Annotated in this window: 15 protein-coding genes; 11 read left to right on the forward strand and 4 right to left on the reverse strand. The window is 62.9% G+C overall.

The annotated features are described in order from the left end of the window. Positions 1–152 precede the first annotated feature (152 nt). Positions 153–1052: a LysR family transcriptional regulator gene (locus ABIE33_RS17720; RefSeq protein WP_429127398.1), complete on the reverse strand. Its 900-nt coding sequence runs from the start codon at positions 1050–1052 to the stop codon at positions 153–155. Between the two features lie 103 nt (positions 1053–1155). Here ABIE33_RS17720 and ABIE33_RS17725 point away from each other — a divergent pair, with 103 nt between their 5' ends. The 3 genes from ABIE33_RS17725 (at position 1156) to ABIE33_RS17735 (ending at position 4830) form a co-directional block, all read left to right on the forward strand. Beyond that, the gene (locus tag ABIE33_RS17725) at positions 1156–2145 is read left to right on the forward strand and encodes a zinc-dependent alcohol dehydrogenase family protein (RefSeq protein ID WP_429127400.1); all 990 of its coding nucleotides are present in this window, start codon (positions 1156–1158) and stop codon (positions 2143–2145) included. Between the two features lie 237 nt (positions 2146–2382). Beyond that, complete coding sequence (locus ABIE33_RS17730) at positions 2383–3267, forward strand: NAD(P)-dependent oxidoreductase (protein WP_429127403.1); 885 nt, start codon at positions 2383–2385, stop codon at positions 3265–3267. A gap of 18 nt (positions 3268–3285) precedes the next feature. Then, positions 3286–4830: an aldehyde dehydrogenase family protein gene (locus ABIE33_RS17735; RefSeq protein ID WP_429127406.1), complete on the forward strand. Its 1545-nt coding sequence runs from the start codon at positions 3286–3288 to the stop codon at positions 4828–4830. 76 nt (positions 4831–4906) lie between these two features. Here ABIE33_RS17735 and ABIE33_RS17740 read toward each other — a convergent pair whose 3' ends face one another. Further along, a complete protein-coding gene (locus ABIE33_RS17740) occupies positions 4907–6808 on the reverse strand; it encodes a methyl-accepting chemotaxis protein (protein ID WP_429127409.1) in 1902 nt (633 codons plus the stop codon). A gap of 283 nt (positions 6809–7091) precedes the next feature. Continuing rightward, positions 7092–10712, reverse strand: coding sequence for a hydantoinase B/oxoprolinase family protein (locus ABIE33_RS17745; protein WP_429127412.1), 3621 nt, complete (start codon positions 10710–10712; stop codon positions 7092–7094). A 121-nt stretch (positions 10713–10833) separates the two neighbouring features. On the opposite strand from ABIE33_RS17745, the gene ABIE33_RS17750 reads away from it, so the two are divergent. Genes ABIE33_RS17750 through ABIE33_RS17775 form a run of 6 tightly spaced genes read left to right on the forward strand, consistent with a single transcriptional unit; the run spans position 10834 to position 18426 of the window. Next, complete coding sequence (locus tag ABIE33_RS17750) at positions 10834–11418, forward strand: winged helix DNA-binding protein (protein WP_176353696.1); 585 nt, start codon at positions 10834–10836, stop codon at positions 11416–11418. Positions 11419–11431: 13 nt separating this feature from the next. Beyond that, positions 11432–13264 carry a dipeptide ABC transporter ATP-binding protein gene (locus ABIE33_RS17755; RefSeq protein WP_429127415.1) on the forward strand — a complete coding sequence of 611 codons (1833 nt, stop codon included), beginning with the start codon at positions 11432–11434 and terminating at the stop codon, positions 13262–13264. Between the two features lie 50 nt (positions 13265–13314). Beyond that, positions 13315–14847, forward strand: coding sequence for an ABC transporter substrate-binding protein (locus ABIE33_RS17760; RefSeq protein ID WP_429127418.1), 1533 nt, complete (start codon positions 13315–13317; stop codon positions 14845–14847). A gap of 60 nt (positions 14848–14907) precedes the next feature. Then, positions 14908–15831, forward strand: coding sequence for an ABC transporter permease (locus ABIE33_RS17765; RefSeq protein ID WP_429127421.1), 924 nt, complete (start codon positions 14908–14910; stop codon positions 15829–15831). A 4-nt stretch (positions 15832–15835) separates the two neighbouring features. Then, positions 15836–16690, forward strand: a complete 855-nt coding sequence (locus ABIE33_RS17770) for an ABC transporter permease (protein WP_429127424.1) — start codon at positions 15836–15838, stop codon at positions 16688–16690. Next, entirely contained in the window at positions 16687–18426 is a 1740-nt protein-coding gene (locus ABIE33_RS17775) for a M14 family metallopeptidase (RefSeq protein ID WP_429127427.1), read from the forward strand. Before ABIE33_RS17770 ends, ABIE33_RS17775 begins: the two co-directional genes overlap by 4 nt. Positions 18427–18494: 68 nt before the next feature. On the opposite strand, the gene ABIE33_RS17780 is transcribed toward ABIE33_RS17775, so the two are convergent. After that, positions 18495–18686, reverse strand: a complete 192-nt coding sequence (locus ABIE33_RS17780; protein WP_429127430.1) for a BA14K family protein — start codon at positions 18684–18686, stop codon at positions 18495–18497. A 221-nt stretch (positions 18687–18907) separates the two neighbouring features. On the opposite strand from ABIE33_RS17780, the gene ABIE33_RS17785 reads away from it, so the two are divergent. Continuing rightward, entirely contained in the window at positions 18908–21469 is a 2562-nt protein-coding gene (locus tag ABIE33_RS17785) for a GcvT family protein (protein ID WP_429127433.1), read from the forward strand. Positions 21470–21522: 53 nt separating this feature from the next. Continuing rightward, positions 21523–21825 carry a hypothetical protein gene (locus tag ABIE33_RS17790; protein ID WP_429127435.1) on the forward strand — a complete coding sequence of 101 codons (303 nt, stop codon included), beginning with the start codon at positions 21523–21525 and terminating at the stop codon, positions 21823–21825.

Here is a 21825-nt window from a genome sequence, read left to right on the forward strand (position 1 = left end):
TAAAGCTGAGGGCTACGGGCGGTTGTTTTTGATACGTCGTCTGCCATGGTCAGGGTGCGTTCCACCGCCGACGTCAATCCCGCCGCCTTTAACCAATAGCGGTTGGGCCGGAATTCACGCCCATCTCAGTCATCCGGTTTATGGTTCCCGGCCTAGATCATCGCCGTGGGCAAAGCGGCCACCAGCGCATCGACCGCAAGACGGACTTTCAGGGGCAGGTGCGGTGTACGCAGCCACAGCGCATAGTTGTCGAACACATATCCAGGCTCGCTTTGCAACACTTCGACAAGGACACCGGACTTGATACGGTGGCGAACCAACCATGACGGCAGCCAGGCCAGCCCCATTCCGGCGGCCGCAGCATCGGCGATCGCCTCGAGATCGTCCAGCCGCAAACGATTGGCGGGCGTCACTTCCAGTGCCGGCTGCCCGTCGCGCGGGAACATCCAGGGATGCACCCATCCGGGCCGATTGTACGTCACCGCATGATGGCCGCTGAGGTCGTCGACCCGTCTCGGGGCGCCATAGCGCTCGACATAGGACAGCGATGCGCAGACGACCATGCTGTGGCTGGCTAAGCGACGGGCGATAAGCCCGGACCGGTCCTCCAGAGCACCAGTGCGGATGGCAAGGTCGTAGCCATCCTCGGCGAGATCGACGATGCGATCGCCGAAAGAGAGTTCAAGCTCGAGCCTTGGATATTTGCGGGAAAATTCCATGAGAATGGGCGCGACGCACCGCCGGCCGAGCAGCCCCGGCATGGTGACGCGCAACCTTCCGCGTGGCTCGGAAAGCTGATCGGCGGCCAGCGCATCCGCCGCTTCCGCTTCCGCAAGAATGACGCGGCAGCGGTCATAATAGGCGCGGCCGAACTCGGTCAGGCTCTGTCGGCGCGTCGTACGGTTGATCAAACGCACGCCGAGCCGTTCTTCCAGAAACCGGACATGCTTGCCGACCATCGGCCCGGAGAGATCGAGAGCGACCGAAGCAGCCGCAAACGAGCCGAGATCCACGGCTTTGACGAACACCGCCATGCTCGTAAGGCGATCCATATTCAAAACTCCTGGTTTCTACTGTTCTGCCGAAAGCATCATTTATCGAAATGATACCGGCGTGCATAGCTCATTCAGTTCAACCATTATGGAGTTGCAGCTCATGGCCCGCGTCGTTCGTTTTCATGAGTATGGTGGTCCCGAGGTGCTGCGCATCGAGGATCAGGATGTGCCCGTCCCCGGCCCGGGCGAGGTCCAGATTCGCGTCAAGGCCCTTGGCCTCAATCGGGCCGAGGCGCTGCTGCGCTCGGGCCGGTACATCGAGACGCCGACATTGCCGTCCGGTCTCGGTCTCGAGGCTGCGGGGTTGATCGAGACGGTCGGCGCCGGGGTCGAGGGTTTCATGCCTGGCGACGCCGTCAGCATCATTCCGCCGATATCGATGGTCCGCTGGCCCGCCTATGGCGAGCTCATTACCTTCCCTGCCGCGCAGGTGGTCAGGCATCCGGCATCGCTCAGTTGGGAAGCGGCCGCGGCCGTCTGGATGCAATATCTGACGGCCTACGGCGCGCTAATCGACATCGCCAGGCTCGGCAGGCAAGATGTGGTCGTGATCACCGCCGCGTCGAGCAGCGTCGGATTGGCCGCCATCCAGATCGCCAACCTGGTCGGGGCAACCGTGATCGCCGTCACGCGGACTTCAGCCAAGAAGCAGGCCCTGCTCGATTTCGGCGCTGCGCATGTGATCGCCTCGGCAGAGGACGACCTGGAAGCCGGACTGAAGGAGATTGCCGGTCCAAAGGGCATCCGCGTGGCGTTCGACCCGATCGGCGGACCGATATTCGAACCGCTGACGGCGGCAATGGCGCGTGGCGGCATCCTGATCGAATATGGCGGCCTCAGCCCGGAGCCTACACCTTTCCCGCTGTTTGCCGTCCTCAGCAAAACACTGACGTTACGAGGCTATCTCGTCCACGAGATCATTTCCGATCCGGATCGCTTGGAGGCAGCCAAGGCCTTCATCCTCGACGGCCTCACGTCGGGTTCATTGCAACCGGCGATCGCAAGGACCTTTCCGTTCGGGCAAATCGTCGAGGCGCATCGTTATCTCGAGACGAACGAACAGTTCGGCAAGATCGTCGTGACGGTCTGACGATTGGAGCAGTTCCGGGAAAGGTGTGATGCGGTTTTCAGTCAGGAAATACGGAAAGCAAAGAGATCAGGCGCGTTTCTGCGACTGCGGCTAAACCGGAAACGCTCGGTGCAGCGGGCCGGCCCTTCCTTCGTTGCGGCGCCAGCAACGCAGTGTACCGGCTCCGCCGTCTACCCGCCCCGGACACCCCGTGCCACCTTCGCCGAACTAAAACAAATGCCGAGGGTGACACCGGATATGACGACGAAAGAGACAGCCATTGGCGTGGTCGGGCTTGGAGCCATGGGGCTCGGAATGGCGACCACGCTTGCGGGCGACGGCTTTGCCGTGAAGGGATTCGACCTTTCCGATAGCAGACGCAAGCTGGCTGCCGAAGGCGGCGTGACGCCTTGCGAAACGCTCGCCGACGTCTTCGCCGATACCAATTTCATCGTCTTCTCGCTGCCCACCGCCAAGGATGTTGCCGCGGTCGTGGAAGCCAATCTCGACGCGCTGAAGGCGGCCAAGGAGCGTGTCGTCATCATCGACACGTCCACGTCGGAACCCGACGTTTCGCGGGATCTTGCCGCCGGTTTGAATGCGCTTGGCCATGGTTTCCTCGATGCGCCGGTTTCCGGCGGACCGGCGGGAGCGGCGAGCGGCATGCTGACGATGATGATCGGCGGCAGCGACGCCGATGTTACCCGCGCGAAAATGGTGATCGATGCGATGGCGGCCAAGGCCCTGCATGTGGGCCCGAGCGGTGCCGGCAATGTCGCCAAGCTCGTCAACAACCTGCTTGCAGCCGCCCATATGGTGACGACCGGCGAAGGCTTGAAGCTGGCGCTTTCGGCCGGGCTTGAGCCCGAGCAGGCCCTCAAGGTGCTGAACGCCGCCTCGGGCAAATCGATGATCAGCGAAGTGCATTTCCCGACCTGGGTAATGAACGACCGCTTCGACAGCGGCTTCACCATGGGGCTGATGCGCAAGGACGTACGGCTTGCAAGCGAGCTCGCCGTCCGCACCGGTGCCGCTCTGCCGCTGTCAGCGGCAGTCGCCCGACTCTGGGCCGAAAGCCCGCTCGATAATGCCGATGACTTCACCCGCATGGGCGCCTTTCGCGCCGCGGCCAACGACAACTGAGAAGACAAGGGGAAGACGATGAACGACATGACCATGCCGGCCGCCAAGGCCGAGCGCATCCAAGCGCTGTTTCATGGCTTCCTGCCCGGCAGCAAGATCGGCAGCTATGTCGACGGCGCGCTGGTTGCAGGCTCCGGGCCCGAGCAGGATCTGACCGACCCGGCGACCGGCGAGGTTTTCGCCACGTTCAAGGACGCCGGCAACGACGTCGTCGATGCGGCGATGGAAGCGGCGACACAGGCCCAGCGCGAATGGATGGCCATGACGGCGTCCGCCCGTGGCCGCGTCATGAACGAGATCGCCCGCAAGATCCGTGAACGCGCACCGGAACTGGCCGAGCTTGAAAGCCGTTCGGCCGGTCGGCCGATCCGCGACATCCGTGGCGAAGCGCTACGTGTCGCCGAGATGTTCGAATATTACGCTGGCTGGTGCGACAAGCTGCACGGCGAAGTCATTCCGGTGCCGACGTCGCACCTCAACTATATCAGGCACGAGCCGGTTGGCGTCGTTGCCCAGATCACGCCCTGGAACGCGCCCCTCTTCACCGGCGGTTGGCAGATCGCCCCGGCAATTTGCGCCGGCAACGGCGTCGTCATCAAGCCGTCGGAGCTGACGCCGCTCAGCACGCTTGTCCTCGGCGCGCTATGCGAGGCGGGCGGCGCACCGCGCGGCCTCGTCAACGTCATCGCCGGAGCGGGCCTGACCGCAGGCGCTGCCATGGTTGCCCACCCGAAGACGGCCCTCGTCGTCTTCGTCGGCTCGGCTCAGGCCGGCTCTGCCATTGCGGCAGCAGCTGCGAAGAACGTCGTGCCCTGCATTCTCGAACTCGGCGGCAAGTCCGGCAACATCGTCTTTGCCGATGCGGATCTCGACCGGGCCATTGTCGGCGCGCAATCGGCGATCTTCTCGGGCGCGGGCCAAAGCTGCGTTGCCGGCTCGCGCCTTTTGATCCACCGCTCGGTGCACCAGCAATTCGTTGAGCGTTATGCTCGCGCCGCCGAGCGTATTCCGGTCGGCGATCCCTATCTCGACGCCACCCAGATCGGCCCGATCAACAATGCTCGTCAATGGGCTAAGATCGACGAGATGGTGCGTCAGGGCGTTGCCGAAGGTGCGACGCTTGCAACCGGCGGCGCCAAGCCGGCAGCACTTTCGTCCTCCGGCGGCTTCTTCTTCGCCCCTACCATCCTCGACAACGTCAAGCCCGACATGACAATCGCGCGCGAGGAAGTCTTCGGGCCGGTCGTCGGCGTCAGCGTCTTCGATGACGAGGACGAGGCTGTTGCGCTTGCCAACGACAACCCCTACGGCCTTGCCGGCGCGGTCTGGACCAAAGACGTAGGGCGCGCCCACCGCATGGCCTCGCGCGTGCGTGCCGGTACGTTCTGGATCAATGGCTACAAGACGATCAGCGTCATGTCGCCCTTCGGCGGCTTCGGCCGCTCCGGCTATGGCCGCTCCAGCGGCCGCGACGCACTGCTCGCCTACACCCAGACGAAAAGCGTCTGGGTCGAGACATCGGAAAATCCAGCTGTCGTCTTTGGCTACGCCCCGGAAGCGTGACGCAACCAAAGCGACGAATAGCAGAAGGGCCGGCAATTGCCGGCCCTTCCCTTTTGCTTCCGTTTGCCTTTAACCGTCAGGCCGCGCGGCTCCAGTTTTCGCGCGTTGCCGCTCCTTCGAGCTTGAATTTCGCCAGCATCGTGCGGAGCTGACGGCTTTCTTCGGCGAGCGTTCCGCTTGCGGCCGTCGTTTCTTCGACCATGGCCGCGTTCTGCTGGGTCATCTGGTCCATGTGGTTGACCGATGTGTTGATCTCCTGCAGCGCCGTTGCCTGTTCGCGTGCGGCCGTGGCGATCGTATTGACGTGGCCGCTGACATTGTTGACCAGGGTCTCGATCTCGAGCAGCGCCTCGCCGGTCGAGCGCACCAGCGACACGCCGTTTTCGACTTCACTTGCCGAGCTGTGGATCAGCGTCTTGATCTCCTTGGCAGCATTCGCCGAGCGCTGTGCCAACTCGCGGACTTCCTGTGCGACGACGGCAAAGCCGCGTCCCGCCTCGCCGGCCCGGGCCGCTTCGACGCCCGCATTCAGTGCCAGCAGATTGGTCTGGAAAGCGATCTCGTCGATGACGGAAATGATCTGGTTGATCCGGTTCGAGGAATCCTCGATGCGGCCCATGGCATCGATGGCGCTGCGCACGATCGCGCCCGAGCGGCCGGCACTATCCTTGGTGGTGCGCACCATTTCATGCGCCTCGTTGGCCCGCTGCGAAGCGGTCCGGACCGTCGAGGTGATTTCGTCGAGGGCCGCCGCGGTTTCTTCGAGTGCGGCCGCCTGCTGCTCGGTCCGCTTCGACAGATCGTTTGCAGCCGAGCTCAACTCCACGGAATTGTCGTTGATCGTGCCGGCCGCGGTGCGCACGTTCTGCATTGTCGAGCGCAGGGTCACCATCGTGGCGTTGACATTGGTTTGCAGCTCGGCGAAGGCGCCATGGAATTCGCCACGCATCGTCTGCGTCAGGTCGGCGTCCGCGAGTGCGGCAACAACGCGACGGACTTCATTGACCGTCAAGTCGACGCTGGACACCAGCTCGTTTACGCTGGCTGCGAAGCGGTTGAGGTCCTCGTTGCTGTAGTCCTTGGTGATACGGCCGGTGAAATCGCCGGCAACAGCCGCGGCAACGACAATACTGATGTTTGACTGGAGATCGCTGCTGCGGGCATGCAGCACAGCCTCCTGGGCCTTCATGTCGCGCATGCTGATGGCGTTCTTGCGGAAGACTTCGACAGCACGGGCCATCTCGCCGATTTCGTCGCGACGTGAAACGTCTGCGGCGTCGCCATCCAGCTTGCCGTCGGCAAGCTCACTCATGATCGAGGTCAGCGACTGCACCGGAAGCACGATGCCGCGGCGGGCGACGAGCAGGCTGACCGCCACACCGAAGACGATACAGGCGCCGGCTGCAGCAAGCAGGATCGTCATCGCGACTGAGGAAGAGGAGAGCGCTTCGGCGCGGGCGGTCGCAAGCGCGTCGCCCGAATAGGTGCTGTAGGCCTTGACGGTGCTGGTCACCGTCTTCTGGGCTTCAAGCGCCTTGTCGAGGGCGACCTTGACGGCATTGGCGTCAGCGCCGTTCGAGCCGGCGACGGCAATCATCGCCCGGATCTCGTCGAAATAGCTGTTCAGCGTCGTGCGGATATCGTTGAGCAACTTGTCCTCGGCATCGTCGGCGACCGCCTCGATCTTGGTCAGGCGACCAAGCATTTCAGAGGCGCGCGTTTCGGTCTCTGCGCCGAATTCCGAGGCCTTCGTGGGTGTTGCCGCGAGTTGATAGGTCATGCGGCTGATGGCGATGATGTCGACCCGGAGGTCCATCGCCTCGCGCGCCGCTTCTTCGCGGGCGCCGACTTCGACGATCGTCGTTCCGAGTGAGGAGAGCCCGCGCGCGCCAGCAAGCGCGATCAGGGTTGAGGAAATTCCCATGACCACGACCACGAGGCCGACCTTGGTCAATATCGATAAATTCTTGAACGCCACTGCCGTGACTCCTGTGATGTCGCGATCGCGCTGGTTTGCTGAACATGGTCGGCCAAACCGGTGGGAGGAGACCCGGAATGTTGCGTGCGCTCCGTGGGAGGAGGCGGAGGTTTCTAGCGCACCGACCGAGAGATACTTAGTAATTGCGAATTTAAATTAACGTTAAAACAGCAACACCAGGATCGGCTCGACCGGGATGCGCATGCGTCGAGCGCCCTTGCAAACGCAAAGCGGGCGGACGATCGCTCGCCCGCCCGCAGACCGCCGCAGCAGTCTTGGGAGATCAATTCTTGCCGTAGCCACCGCCGGTGGGCGTGACGACGGTAAAGGCCTCGCCGGCTTCCAGAACCGTATGGGCGCAGCCCGACAGTTCCTCGGTCCGTCCATCGTTGCGGCGCACGAGGTTCTGGCCGAGATTGCCGACCTCACCACCCTTGATGCCAAAGGGGGCAACGCGGCGGTGTCCGGAGAGGATCGCGAAATCGAGCTTTTCGCGGGCGCGGATCGTGCGCTTCGTGCCGTCGCCGGCCGACCACTTGCCCTTGCCGCCGGAACCGCGGCGGATGTGGAAGTCCTCCAGCACCACCGGGAAGCGTGTCTCGAGGATCTCCGGATCGGTCAGGCGCGAATTGGTCATGTGCGTATGGACCGCATCAGCGCCATTATAGCCCGGACCCGCCGGCGCGCCTGAGCAGATCGTCTCGTAATACTGATAGTGCGCGTTGCCGAAGGTCAGGTTGTTCATCGTGCCTTGCGCGCCCGCCTGGCTTTCAACGGCACCGAAGAGGCAGTTGGTGACGGCCTGGCTGACTTCGACATTGCCGGCAACGACGGCGGCCGGATAGCTCGGGGTCAGCATCGTGCCTTCGGGGATGACGATATGGATCGGCCTCAGGCAGCCGGCGTTCATCGGGATGTCGGCTTCGACAAGCACGCGGAAGACATAGAGAACGGCGGCGCGCGTGACCGGCGCCGGCGCATTGAAGTTGTCGCCACGCTGCTCCGACGTGCCGGTGAAATCGACCGTGGCTTCACGCTTGTCGCGATCGACGGTGATCTTCACCACGATCTTGCAGCCCTGATCCATCTCGTAGGAGAACTCGCCGTTGGGTAGTTGGTCGAGCACGCGGCGCACGCTTTCGGCGGCATTATCCTGGACGTGGCCCATATAGGCCTCGACGACATCTTCGCCGAACTGGGCGATCATCTTCTTCAGTTCCGCTACGCCCTTTTCGTTGGCGGCGACCTGCGCCTTCAGATCGTTGACGTTCTGGACGATGTTGCGCACGGGATAACGCGCACCGTTCAGCAGCGTCTCAAGCTCGGCCTCGCAGAAACGTCCGGCATCGATGAGCTTGAAGTTGTCGATATAGACGCCTTCCTCCTCGATGTTGGTGGCAAGCGGCGACATCGAGCCGGGCGAAATTCCGCCGATATCGGCATGATGGCCGCGGCTTGCGACCCAGAAGCGGATCTCTTGGCCCTGATCGTCGAACACCGGCGTGCAGACCGTCAGGTCGGGCAGATGCGTGCCGCCGTTGTAAGGCGCATTGATCAGGAAGACGTCGCCGGGGTGAATAACCGGGTTCTCGCGGATCGCGGTTGCGACCGAGGCATCCATGGAGCCCAGATGCACCGGCATGTGCGGCGCATTGGCAACGAGATTGCCCCTGTTGTCGAAGACCGCACAGGAGAAGTCGAGACGCTCCTTGATATTGACAGAATAGGCGGTGTTTTGCAGCGTCACGCCCATCTGCTCGGCGATCGACATGAAGAGGTTGTTGAAGATTTCGAGCATGACAGGATCGGCCTTGGTGCCGATCGCGCTGCGCGCCGGCAGCGCCCTGACGCGGCGCAGCACGATATGGTCCTTGGCCGTCAGTTCCGCCTGCCAGCCGTCTTCGACAATCACTGTCTGGTTCGGCTCGATGATGATCGCGGGGCCGTCGAGGTGCTGGCCGGGCTTGATCTCGGAGCGAAGCGCCACCGGCGCATCGTGGAACTGGCCCTGGGAATAGAAGCGGGTGCTGCGGCTGAGCGCCGGTGTGCCTTCCGTCGTTGCCAGGCCCTCACCTTCCATCTGGGCCGCGCCGCCGCCGACGGTTTCGACTTCGACCGCGTCGATCACCAGCGCCTTGTTCTCGGCAACGAAGCCAAAGCGACGCTTGTGTAGCGTTTCAAACTCTGCGCGCAGGCGGGCGATATCGTCATGCTCCGGGAAGGTCGCATCGACAGCCAGAACCGTGTCGGTGCCGGCATAGCGGATATGGGCGCGAAGATGGGTGCGGATCTCGTCGCTAGCGATCCCTTGCGCTTCGAGTTCGCCGAGGCATTCCACCTGCAGGTCGGACCCAAGCCCAGCGAGGGCTGCCGGAGCCTTGTCGTCGAGCGCCACGCCGAGCGCCTTCTGGCGGGTGGCGCGGATATCGGCAAGGCCCATGCCGTAGGCCGACAACAGGCCCGACATCGGGTGCACCAGAATGCTCTTCATGCCCAGAGAATCGGCAACAAGGCAGGCATGCTGGCCGCCGGCACCGCCGAAGCAGCTGAGCGCATAGCGCGTCACGTCGTAGCCGCGCTGGACCGAGATCTTCTTGATCGCCTCGACCATGTTGGCGACCGCAATGCGGATGAAACCGTCGGCAACATCCTCGGGGCTGCGGCCATCGCCGATTTCGGCTGCCATCGCTGCGAAACGCTCACGCACCGCCTCGACATCGAGCCGCTCGTTCTGTTCCGGCCCGAACAGCGCCGGGAAAAATTCCGGCATCAGCTTGCCGAGCATCACATTGGCATCGGTGACGGCCAGCGGTCCGCCGTTGCGATAGCAGGCCGGGCCGGGATTGGCGCCGGCGGAATCCGGGCCGACCCGGAAGCGCTCGCCATCGAAATGCAGGATCGAACCGCCGCCGGCGGCAACCGTGTGGATCAGCATCATCGGCGCGCGCACGCGCACGCCGGCAACTTCGGTTTCGAAAGCGCGCTCATATTCGCCGTCGAAATGGGCAACGTCGGTGGAGGTGCCGCCCATGTCGAAGCCTATGACCCGGTCGAAACCGGCCGCTTCACCGGTTTTGGCGAGGCCGACAACGCCGCCGGCCGGGCCGGAGAGGATTGCATCCTTGCCCTGGAACATGTCGGCAGCCGTCAGGCCACCCGACGACATCATGAACATGACGCGGGCGCCGGAGCGCGCGACATCGAGCTCGCTCGACACCTGCGCCACATAGCGGCGCAGCACCGGCGAGAGATACGCGTCGATGACAGTGGTATCGCCGCGACCGACATATTTGATCAATGGCGAGACTTCGTGGCTGACAGACACCTGCTCGAAGCCCATTTCGCGGGCAAGCCGGGCGACCAGCGCCTCGTGTTCCGGATATTTGTAGGCGTGCATGAAGACGATCGCGACAGTGTTGTAACCCTGGTCGCGGAGCGCCGTCAGGGCCCGGCGCGCTTCTGCCTCGTCGAGCGCCTGCTCGACCGTGCCGTCGGCCAGCACCCGTTCGCCGAGTTCGACGATGTCCTTATAGAGCGCTTCCGGCTTGATGATCTCGGTCGCGAAGATGTTCTTACGCTCCTGGTAACCGATCCTGAGCGCGTCGCGGAAGCCGCGCGTCGTCACCAGTGCCAGCGGCTCGCCTTTGCGCTCAAGCAGCGCATTGGTCGCGACCGTCGTGCCCATGCGCACTTCGCTGATGAGCCCGGACGGGATCGGCGCGCCGGCCGGCAGGCCCAGATGCAGGCGGATGCCCTGCACGGCCGCATCGCGATAAGCTTCCGGATTTTCCGACAGCACCTTGCGCGCATGCAGAACGCCTTGCGGGTCCCTGCCGATCACGTCGGTGAAGGTGCCGCCACGGTCGATCCAGAAGTCCCAGCTACCGGTTTCGCGTGCGCTCATCGTCCATCCCTCTCACTCGTATGCCGCCAGCTCGGGTCGGCTCCGAAAATCATCAAAGCAGTTCGTTGACAAAATGTCGATAAAATGATGACATAAAATCGTCAAGATGAGGAAGTGCTGAATGACGAAGAAGTCTGAGGAGAGCTTTGACGGCAGGGAATGGGCGCAAGACGCTCTGCCCGGCCATATGAAGCCAGTGGCTGCCATCGGGCCGATCGTCTCCTCCGCACATCTTGCCGAAGGCGGATCCCCCGGGCTGTCCGAAGTCGAGTACGGCCTGATTCTCGCCTCGCACGCGTTTCATCGCTGGATGGTGCGCTGCATGGCGGCCGCCGGCGTGCCCGGCCTTTCGTCCACAGAAATCCTGATCCTGCATACGATCCGCCACAGGGATCGCGGCAAGAAGCTTGCCGACATCTGCCTCGTGCTCGACATCGAAGACACCCATGTCGCGACCTATGCCATCCGCAAGCTCGAGGCGGCCGGCCTTGTCACGACAGGCAAGGAAGGCAAGGAAAAGACCATCCAGATCACCGATAAGGGGGCAGAGGCCTGCACCCGTTATGCGCAGATCCGCGAGCGCCTGCTCGTGACGTCGACGGCCAATGCCCGCCCTTCCGAGGAGACGCTGTCGGAAATCGCCGCCGTGCTGCGCTTCATGTCGGGGGCCTATGAACAGTCCGCGCGCGCCGCGACCACATTGTGACAAGGAAGATCGCGTGACTGCTGATACGACACCTCCGCTGCTGGCGGTTGAAAACCTGTCCGTCGCCTTCAACGGCAATGCCGTCGTCGAAGACCTGAGTTTTTCGGTCACGGCGGGACGGACGCTCGCAATCGTCGGCGAATCGGGCTCCGGCAAATCGGTGACGTCCCTTTCGATCATGCGGCTCGCCGACATGATGGGCGGAAAATTCCCGACCGGAAAGATCCTGTTCCAGGGCAAGAACGGCGCGGTGAACCTGACAGTCGAACCGCAGAAGGCGATGCGCAGCATTCGCGGCAAGGAGATCGCCATGATCTTCCAGGAGCCGATGACCTCGCTCAACCCGGTATTCACGATCGGCGACCAGATTGCCGAAGTGCTGATGCTGCATGAGAAGATGACGAAGGCGCAAGCGCTCGCCGAAACATGCCGGCTGCTCGACATGGTGCGATTGCCTGATTCCGCCGAACTCGTCAGCCGTTATCCGCACCAGCTTTCCGGCGGCATGCGCCAGCGCGTGATGATCGCCATGGCGCTTGCCTGTCGCCCCAAGCTTCTGATCGCCGACGAGCCGACGACGGCGCTCGACGTGACCATCCAGGCCCAGATCCTCACCATCATCCGCGACCTCCAGAAGGAGCTCGGCATGGCGGTGATCTTCATCACCCATGACATGGGCGTCGTTGCCGAGATGGCCGACGATGTCGTCGTCATGTGGAAGGGCCGCAAGGTTGAGGAAGGCCCGGTCGCCGAGATCTTCGCCAACCCGAAACACCCCTATACGCAGACGCTTCTTTCGGCCGTGCCGAAGCTCGGCAGCATGACCGGCGAAGACTTCCCCAAGCGCATGCCGCTGACGATGATGATCGACGGTGCGCCGACGTTGGTGGGCGAAGAGCACATCCAGCGGACTGCCCGCTACGACACCGCGCCGATCCTATCCGTGCGCAATCTGGTCACCCGTTTCGACGTCAAGAAGAACCTTTTCGGCAAGACCACGCATCGCGTTCACGCGATCGAAAATGTCAGCTTCGACATCTTCCCGGGCGAGACCCTGGCGCTTGTCGGCGAGAGCGGTTCCGGCAAGTCGACGATCGGCCGCACGATCCAGCAGCTTCAGAACGCGACCTCGGGCGAGATCCTCTTCGGCGGACGTCCGGTTTCTTCCATGAGCTTTGCCGAGCGTCAGCGGCTGAAGCAGGAAATCCAGTACATCTTCCAGGATCCCTTCGCCTCGCTCGACCCGCGCAAGACTGTCGGCTTCTCGATTGCCGAACCGATCCGTACCCATGGGCTGATCCTTGGCGAAAAGGCGATTGCAAAGCGTGTCGACGAACTGCTCGAACGGGTGGGGCTGACATCCGCCCATGCCCAGCGTTATCCGCATGAGTTTTCCGGCGGCCAGCGTCAGCGCGTCTGCATTGCCCGTGCGCTTGCCTCCCGGCCCAAGCTGATCATCGCCGACGAAGCGCTGTCGGCGCTCGACGTGTCGATCCAGGCCCAGATCATCAATCTGTTCATGGAACTGCAGGAGCAGGAAGGTCTCGCCTATCTCTTCATCAGCCATGACATGGCCGTGGTCGAGCGCATGAGCCACCGTGTCGCCGTGCTCTATCTCGGCCAGGTTATGGAGTTCGGCAGCCGCCGCCAGGTGTTCGAAACCCCGACCCATCCCTATACCCGCCGGCTTCTTTCCGCCGTTCCGGTCGCTGATCCGGGCAAGGGGCGCGACCGAGGGATGATCGAAGGCGAGATCCCGAGCCCGATCCGGCGCGTCGGAGAGGAACCCGCGGTGCTTCCGCGCAAGGAGATCGCGCCAGGCCATTTCGTGGCCCTGGACGCGTAAAGCCGCTTTCTCCGTCGGGGGAAGGCAGTCGAAACAGGAGTGAGTAAAAAATGATCAACAAAAAGGGGATCCACGCCGCCTTCATCGCGCTTGCGCTGACTGGCAGCCTTCTGACGGCGGCGCCGGCCTTTGCCGCCGGCACATTGACGGTTTCGTCGCCGCAGGATCCGGGTAGCTGGGATCCGGTTGACACCTTCCTCGTCAACTGGGCGTCTGTCTCCACCAACATTTTCGACGGCCTGACCTATCGCGGCCCTGACCGCAAGCTGGTTCCCGGCCTCGCGACTGCCTGGGAAGAGCTCGACGGCGGCAAGCGCCTGCGCTTCACGCTGCGCGAAGGCGTCAAGTTCCACAATGGCGAGCCCTTCAACGCCGAAGCGGTGAAGTACACCTTTGACCGCCTGCTCGGCGAGGAAGGTTCCAAGGGCCCGCAGAAGTCCAACTATGCCGTGATCGAGCGTGTCGAGATCGTCGACGAGAAGACCGTCGATCTCCACCTGAAGACCCCGGATCCGGTCCTGTTGACCAAGCTCGCAGGCTATGGCGCAATGATCGTGCCGCCGAAATACATCCAGGAAAAGGGTGAGGACTACTTCAACACCCATCCTGTTGGTACCGGCCCTTTCAAGTTCGTCTCCTATGAGCCGAAGGTGGCGATCAAGCTCGAAGCCTTCGCCGATCATTGGGGTGGCGCGCCGAAGCTCTCCAACCTCGACTTCCGCTTCATCGCCGAGCCGGCAACCGCCGTTGCCGAACTGCAGGCCGGCCGCGTCGACCTCGTCATCCCGCCGACCATTCCGATCGGCATGATCCCGACGATCGAGGGTGACGACAAGCTCGAACTCGTCTCGACCCCCGGCCCGACCGTCTATGCGCTGCGCTTCAACACCCGCGACGGCATCACCAAGGATCCGAAGGTCCGCAAGGCGCTGATCCTCGGCGTCGACCGCGACACCATCATCCAGTCGATCCTCGGCGGCCAGGCCGCACCGATCGCCAGCTTCCAGGGCGAACTGTCGTTCGGCTTCGACCCGACCATGAAGCCGCTGCCCTATGATCCCGAGCAAGCAAAGGCGCTTCTGAAGGAAGCAGGCGTGGCTCCGGGCGCTTCCGTCCAGATCGACGTGCGCGGCAACGACGCAACGTTCAACGAAGTGGTGCAGGCTGTCGCCAGCTACCTGCAACTCGTCGGCATCAACGCGACGATCAAGCCGTATGAGACCAACGTTCTCCTGAACGACATCATCCCCGCCGGCAAGACCGGCGCGATGTTTCAGCAGGCCTGGGGCGGCTGGACACTCGACTACGACAACACGGCCTACTCGATGTATCACTCGGGCGAAAAGTGGAACCCCTACGACGCTGACGCCGATCTCGACAAGCTGCTGGAATCCCAGCGCTCGATCACCGATCAGCCCAAGCGCGAGGAAATCCTCAAGCAGATCGCCAACTACGCCGCCGACCGTGCGCTGGAAATGCCGCTCTACAACCTCAACGCCATCTACGGCGTGAGCAAGCGCGTCAAGAACTTCACGCCCGTTCCCGACAGCCGCCTGCGGCTGACGGACGTCACGGTAGAGTAACAATCAGATCCGCCGCTCGCTTTGGCGAGCGGCGGATCGTCTTCATGAAGGGCGGGTAAGTTGGCCGGATTTTTGATCAAACGTGTTCTGCAGGCGGTGTTCGTCGTTTTCGTCGTAACGCTCACCGTCTCCTTTGCCATCCGCCTGACGGGCGACCCGGCACTGATGCTCGCCCAAGGTGCGGGCAGCGTCACCGAGGAAGACCTCTCGCGCATCCGCGAGGCGCTCGGCCTCAACCAGCCCTTCATGACGCAGTATTTTGCCTTCATCAAAGGCCTCTTCACATTGGATTTCGGCCGCTCGTTCATGGGTGGCACCCCGGTGTCGCAACTGATTGCCGCCGCCCTGCCCGCAACGATGATGCTGGCCTTCGCATCACTGATCGTTTCGATCATCATTTCGATCCCGCTCGGCATCAAGGCCGCCGTCGCCCGCGGAAAATGGGCCGATCAGGCGATCCGCATCCTCTCGCTCGTCGGTCTTTCCTTTCCGAATTTCTGGCTGGCGATCATGCTGGTGCTGCTGTTTTCAATCACCCTCAAATGGCTGCCACCGAGCGGCATGGACGGGTTTGCAAGCTTCATCATGCCGGCTGTCACCATGGGCATCATCCTGACGGCGACCAACGTGCGCCTGGTTCGCACCGCAATGCTCGAAACGCTGCAGTCGCAATACATCATGGTCGCCCGCGCCAAGGGCCTCAGCGAAAGCAAGGTGCTCTACAAGCATGCGCTTCGTAACTGCGCCATCCCGCTCATCACCTATTTCGGCCTCCAGTTCGGCGGTCTGCTCGGCGGCATCGTCGTCGTCGAGCGCGTGTTCAACTGGCCGGGCATGGGCACGCTTGCCTTCGACGCCGTCGGCGCCCGCGACTATCCCGTGCTGCAGGCCGTCATCACCGTGCTCTCGCTGATGATCGTCGGCGTCAACCTCATCGTCGATATCGCCTATGGCCTGGTCGACCCGCGCATCCGGACGGAGTGAGCCGATGACCACCAAGGCCGAAAACAGCCGTTTCGCCCGCTTCCGCAACCTCGAATTCATCCTCGGCGCGCTGCTTGCCGGCGGCATGTGCCTCGCCGTTCTCCTGTCTGGCGTGCTCTTCCCCGGCGGCGCCGACAAGATCGATCTGATGGCGCGGCTGACAGCACCCTTCGTCAACTGGGCGCACCCGCTCGGCACCGACCCGCTCGGCCGCGATGTGCTCGCGCGCGTTGTTGCCGGCGGCAAGATTTCGCTGCTGGTCGGCTTCACGTCGGTTGCCGGCGCCGTCGTCGTCGGCGTGGTAATGGGTCTCGTCTCCGGCTACTACCGCGGCTTCTGGGACATGGTGGTCATGCGCTTTGCCGACGTGCAATTGGCGCTGCCGTTCATCCTGCTTGCCATTACGTTCATCGCCATCGTCGGCGGCGGGCTGACCAACACCATCATCCTGCTCATCGTGTCGCAGTGGGTGCAGTATGCCCGCCTCGTGCGTGGCTCGGTGCTGTCGCTACGCGAACGGGAGTTCATCCAGTCGGCCCGTGCCATTGGCGTGCGCGACTATAAGATCCTGTTCCAGCATCTGCTGCCGAACCTGATCGGCCCGGTCATCGTGCTGATGACGCTCAACGTCGCCAACAACATCCTGCTCGAGAGCAGCCTGACCTTCCTCGGCCTTGGCGTCGACCCGCTGATCCCGAGCTGGGGCGGCATGCTTGCCGATGGCCGCACCTACCTGCAGAACGCCTGGTGGGTCAGCGTCTTCCCGGGCCTTGCAATCCTTCTCACCGTCCTTGGTCTCAACCTTCTCGGCGACTGGCTGCGCGACAGTCTCGACCCAACAGGCAGAACTTCACGATGACCACAATTTTCGAAGGGACGTTCGAGCGCACGCTCGACACCATGCTCGCAACCTACGGCAAGGAGGCTGCCCGCGGCACCCGGCTGGAGGCATGGCTCTTCGATGATCGTGAAAGCCGCAGGGAGGCCGAGCAGAAGCTTGGCGCCTTCGGCGTCGAGGCAAAGCTTAGGAGCGCCTACAAGCCGCTGCTGCACTTCTTTCTCGAAGAGATCGACCTCAAGGCCCTCAAGCGCGTCGACGTCCGTTATCCGCAGCCGGACAACTGCCCGGCAAACCGCTTCCTGCTCGAGGCCTATCCGCTGGCAGCACTCGTCGGCGACGCCAAGATCACCTTTGTCGGCGGCAGCGATACGGCGCTGACCTACGACGTCGCGCTGACCTTTGCCGACGGACGCACGGAAAGGCATGCGGTGTTTGCACCCAACCGCCAGCACATTGATTTTATCGGCGAAACGCTGCTGTCTCCAACCGGATGGGTCCGCCTCGACGACACAAGCAGCAAGCGGCGGGAATGCCATCTCGAAACCGACTATGAGCGGCTGTTTACAGGCGCCATGCGTGCGATTGCCGAGCATGGCTGGGGCGACAGCGAACCCTATTTCGACGAGCTCAACATCCGCGCGACGTTGCCGATCAACGATCTACGATTGCCGGTCGGCGAAGAGGTCGTCAGTCTGCGCGAGGCGCTGCATGAGGATTTCTACTTCTCGCTGCTCGAAGTCTTCCAGAAGAAGTCGGGCCGCCCGCTCGGCGACCGTGGCCTGAAACCTGGCCAGATCGTCCCAGAAATCGTCTTTGCCGACGGCAAGCCAACCGTCATGGTCGAAACGCGACCGCTCGCCACAGCGGACGCCGATGGCGAGATCCAGCCTCTCGATACGGCGCATGCGCCGCTCGCCGTTGCCCAGGTCCATGCCGAGCTGGAGAAGATCGAGGGCCAGTCCTTCCAGGCGCAATCGCGCGCCCGTCGGCCGGTCAAGGCGCGCTACCACAAGGGCACCGATGCTGCCGTGATGATCAGCGGCGGCCAGCACCCCAACGAGACCACCGGCATCGTCGGCGCATTGCGGGCGGCTCAGACCCTGGCCACTCTCCCCGGCACGCACTTCACGATATCGCCGCTCGAAAACCCAGACGGTTATGCCGTTCACCAGCGGTTACGCGCCGACAACCCGCTGCACATGCATCACGCCGCCCGCTACACAGCACTTGGCGACGATCTCGAATACCGCGCCGGTGCCGCCCTCAATGAGCGGGCGATCCGCAACGAGGCCGAGGCACTGTCGGGCGCCGAGCTCCATGTCAACCTGCACGGTTACCCCTCGCACGAGTGGACGCGGCCGCTGTCAGGCTATGTCCCGCGCGGCTTTGCCATGTGGACGCTGCCGAAGGGCTTTTTCCTGATCATGCGCCACCACGCCGATTGGGAGACGCGCGCCGAACAGCTGATCGAAGCGGTGACAGCTCGTCTCGCCACTGTGCCTGGTCTGCTCGCATACAACGACCAGCAGATCGCACTTTACGAAACCCATGCTGGCGAAACCGGATTCCGCATCATCAACGGCTTCCCCTGCATGATCTCCGTCGACGATCGCCACAAGGCGCCGCTGACGCTGATCACCGAATATCCCGACGAGACCATCTACGGCGACGCTTTCGTTGCCGGCCATGACGCTCAACGGGAGACGGTTCTGGCCGCATACGAGGCGTTCCAATCGATGATGGCAGTCGCCTAAGCTTACACCTCCGGCAAATCCTTCCCCAATGACGTGACGGCCTTTGAAGGCCGTCACGCTTGCTTGTTTTAGCGGCATTCGTATCGGCGGCCATCGCGTCCGACGAAAGTGCCACTGCGCGGATCATATGTGTGGTAGCGGGCGAGGCAGCGCGCGTCTCGATCATCGCCGCCATATTGTTCGCTCTGGCGTTTTCTTTCTGCCTCCTGTGCCGCGCTGATAATGATTGCACCGATTGCCAAGCCGATAAGTCCCGCCATGAGATCCTTCGGGCTTGTGACGCGCTTCCTTGCGCGCCGATGTGGGAAAAGGAAGCTTTGAGACGATCGGCCCTTGTCGCCCGCTTCGCGGTGATGGAGAAATCCTGTTCGCAGAGTGCAGGCTCTGGTCGTGCAGCACGATAATTATGTCGTAGACAGGCTCTAGTCGCAGTGCCGCAAATCCTAAAATCCGGCTTCAGTTTCAATCAGGGTCGCAATCAATGGCAGAGTTTCCGCAAAAGGCGAAGGTCGTAATCATCGGGCTGGGTGGCATCGTTGGTGCCTCGATCGCGCATCACCTGATCGAGCGCGGCTGGGACGACATCGTCGGCATCGACAAATCCGGCATCCCGACCGATATCGGCTCGACGGCGCACGCGTCGGACTTCTGCTACACGACCAGCCACGACTATCTCTCGGTCTGGACGACGCAGTATTCGATCGATTTCTTCGAGAAGATGGGTCACTACGCCCGCATCGGCGGCCTGGAAGTCGTACGCACTGGCGACGACGTCTGGATGGAAGAGATCAAGCGCAAGCTTTCCTCGGCCAAGGCCTTCGGCACCCGCGCCCACTATGTCTCGCCGGCGGAAATCAAGAAGATGTTCCCGCTGATCGAGGAAGATCAGGTGATGGGCGGCATGTTCGACCCGGACGCCGGCCTCGTCATCCCGCGCTCGCAGACGGTTGCCGGCAAGCTGGTCGATGCAGCCGAGAAATCCGGCAAGCTCCAGATCTTCGGCAACACGCCGGCAACGTCGCTCATTGTCGAGAACGGCCGCATCAAGGGCGTCGTCACCCATCGCGGCACGATCATGGCCGACCATGTCGTCGTCTGCGCCGGCATCTGGGGCCGCCTGATCGCCGAAATGGTCGGCGAGGATCTGCCGGTCATGCCGGTCGACCATCCGCTCACCTTCTTCGGTCCGTATAACGAGTTCGAAGGCACCGGCAAGGAAATCGGCTTCCCGCTGCTCCGCGACCAAGGCAACTCCGCCTATATGCGCGACACCGGGGATCCGAAGACCACCGAAGGCGGCCAGATCGAGTGGGGCTATTACGAGACCACCAACCCGCGCCTCTGCCATCCGCGCAACATTCTGGAAAAGCACGAGGCGCGTCTGTCGCCCTCACAGCGCGACCTCGATATGGAGCAGATCATCGAGCCGCTCGAGCGCGCCATGGAACTGACGCCGATCCTTGGCGAGCTCGGCTACAATGAAGGCCATTCCTTCAACGGTCTGCTGCAGGTTTCTGCCGCCGGTGGCCCCTCCTGCGGCGAGAGCCAGAAGGTGCGCGGCCTCTGGTACTGCGTCGCCATCTGGGTGAAGGACGGCCCCGGCTACGGCAAGCTGATCGCCGACTGGATGACGGACGGGCGCACGGAGATTGACCACGCCTCGATCGACTATTCACGCTTCTATCCGCACCAGCTTGAGGAAAAGTTCATCGAGGGCCGTTGCTTCGAGGCAGCGCAGAAAATCTATTATCCAGCCGTGCACACGCGCGAGCCCTATGCCAGCGGCCGCAATGTCAAGCGCTCGCCCTTCTACGAGCGCGAGAAGGAGCTCGGCGGCTACTTCATGGAACTCGGAGGCTGGGAGCGCGCCCATGGCTATGCTGCCAACGAGCACCTTCTGGAAAAATACGGCGACCGCGTTCCGGTGCGCGAGAACGAGTGGGACAGCCGCCATTTCTGGCGGGTTTCCAACGCCGAACATCTGGCGATGAGCGAGGATTGCGGCATCGTCAATCTCTCGCACTTCCATATGGTCGACATCGAAGGCCCTGACCACGTCGAGCTTCTCGAATGGCTTTGCGCCGCCAAGATCGGCGGCGACGGCAATATCGGCAAAGGTGTCTACACCCACTTCCTCGATGACGAGGGCATGGTGCGCGCCGACTTCACCGTCTTCCGCATGGCCGACCGCTGCCGTCTCGTCAACGGCGCCGATGCCGGACCGCGCGACTTCCAGTACATGCGCCGTGTCGCCGAAGACCGCGGCCTTGACGTCACCATCACCGACGTTTCGGAGAAGTTCATCACCGTCGGCATATGGGGGCCGAATGCCCGAGAGACGCTGAAAAAGGTGGTTGCCGATCCGGCAGGCCTCGATCTCGAGAACTTCCCCTTCGCCGCGATCAAACCGATCGAGATCGCCGGCAATACAGTCACCGCCTTCCGAATTTCCTATGTCGGCGAGCAGGGCTGGGAACTGCACATGAAGTACGAGGACGGCCTTGCCGTCTGGGACGCGCTGCGCTCAACCGGCGTCATGGCTTTCGGCGTCGAGACCTATGCAAACTCGCGCCGCATGGAAAAGAGCCTGCGTCTGCAAAACGCCGACCTTCTCACCCAGTACAACCTGATTGAGGCCGACCTTGCCCGTCCGAAGGTCAAGGATGTGGATTTCCGCGGTAGGGCCAAGCACCTAGAGTACAAGGCGCGCGAGCACCAGCCCGCGATGCTCTGCACGCTCGTCCTCACGGACAATACCGACAGAAACGGCGTGAAGCGCTACCCGGTTGGCAGCCTGCCGGTCATGGATCCGGAAACCGGCGAGGTGCTGATCGACGAACTCGGCCGCCGCTCCTACACCACCTCCATCGCCTTTGGGCCGACGATCGGCAAGAACATCGCGCTTGCCTACCTGCCGTGGTCTCATTGCCAGGTCGGCCGAAAGCTGAATGTCGAGTACTTCGCCGAGACCTATCCGATCGAAGTCGCCAGCGTCGGCTACAAGCCGCTCTACGATCCGGAGAACTTGAAGCCGCGGAGCTGAGACTTCCCAGCCCCCTCGGTCCATCCGCAGTGGACGTTTCGCCACGCGCCTGCTTGTTTCAAGCAGGCGCGTTCTTTTTTTGGCGTTCGCTCACTGCGCCCGCGCGTGTCTATGCCTTCGACCTGGTTGGCGCAGCGATCGGTGCGCTGGGCACCGTCGGACTCCTGTTCCTGGTCTTTCCGTCTGCAGCGCCGCGCTTCGTCGCGGCGCTGGGCTTCGCGGCGGCTGCCCTCGCCGCGACGGGCATGGCTCGCCATCGGTGGCTCGCCGCGGGCAGCCTCGGGATTGCAGCCGCGGTCATCGCGGTGTGGCTACCACCGTCACTCGATATTGCAGCTTTGCCGGACAAGCCATAG

It is taken from the genome of Ensifer sp. 4252, assembly GCF_050434565.1.
Taxonomy (GTDB): domain Bacteria; phylum Pseudomonadota; class Alphaproteobacteria; order Rhizobiales; family Rhizobiaceae; genus Ensifer.

Coding starts and splice junctions, on each gene's coding strand:
- ABIE33_RS17720 (WP_429127398.1), bottom strand. CDS start 1,052: ATGGATCGCCTTACGAGCATGGCGGTGTTCGTCAAAGCCGTGGATCTC.
- ABIE33_RS17725 (WP_429127400.1), top strand. CDS start 1,156: ATGGCCCGCGTCGTTCGTTTTCATGAGTATGGTGGTCCCGAGGTGCTG.
- ABIE33_RS17730 (WP_429127403.1), top strand. CDS start 2,383: ATGACGACGAAAGAGACAGCCATTGGCGTGGTCGGGCTTGGAGCCATG.
- ABIE33_RS17735 (WP_429127406.1), top strand. CDS start 3,286: ATGAACGACATGACCATGCCGGCCGCCAAGGCCGAGCGCATCCAAGCG.
- ABIE33_RS17745 (WP_429127412.1), bottom strand. CDS start 10,712: ATGAGCGCACGCGAAACCGGTAGCTGGGACTTCTGGATCGACCGTGGC.
- ABIE33_RS17750 (WP_176353696.1), top strand. CDS start 10,834: ATGACGAAGAAGTCTGAGGAGAGCTTTGACGGCAGGGAATGGGCGCAA.
- ABIE33_RS17760 (WP_429127418.1), top strand. CDS start 13,315: ATGATCAACAAAAAGGGGATCCACGCCGCCTTCATCGCGCTTGCGCTG.
- ABIE33_RS17770 (WP_429127424.1), top strand. CDS start 15,836: ATGACCACCAAGGCCGAAAACAGCCGTTTCGCCCGCTTCCGCAACCTC.
- ABIE33_RS17775 (WP_429127427.1), top strand. CDS start 16,687: ATGACCACAATTTTCGAAGGGACGTTCGAGCGCACGCTCGACACCATG.
- ABIE33_RS17780 (WP_429127430.1), bottom strand. CDS start 18,686: ATGGCGGGACTTATCGGCTTGGCAATCGGTGCAATCATTATCAGCGCG.
- ABIE33_RS17785 (WP_429127433.1), top strand. CDS start 18,908: ATGGCAGAGTTTCCGCAAAAGGCGAAGGTCGTAATCATCGGGCTGGGT.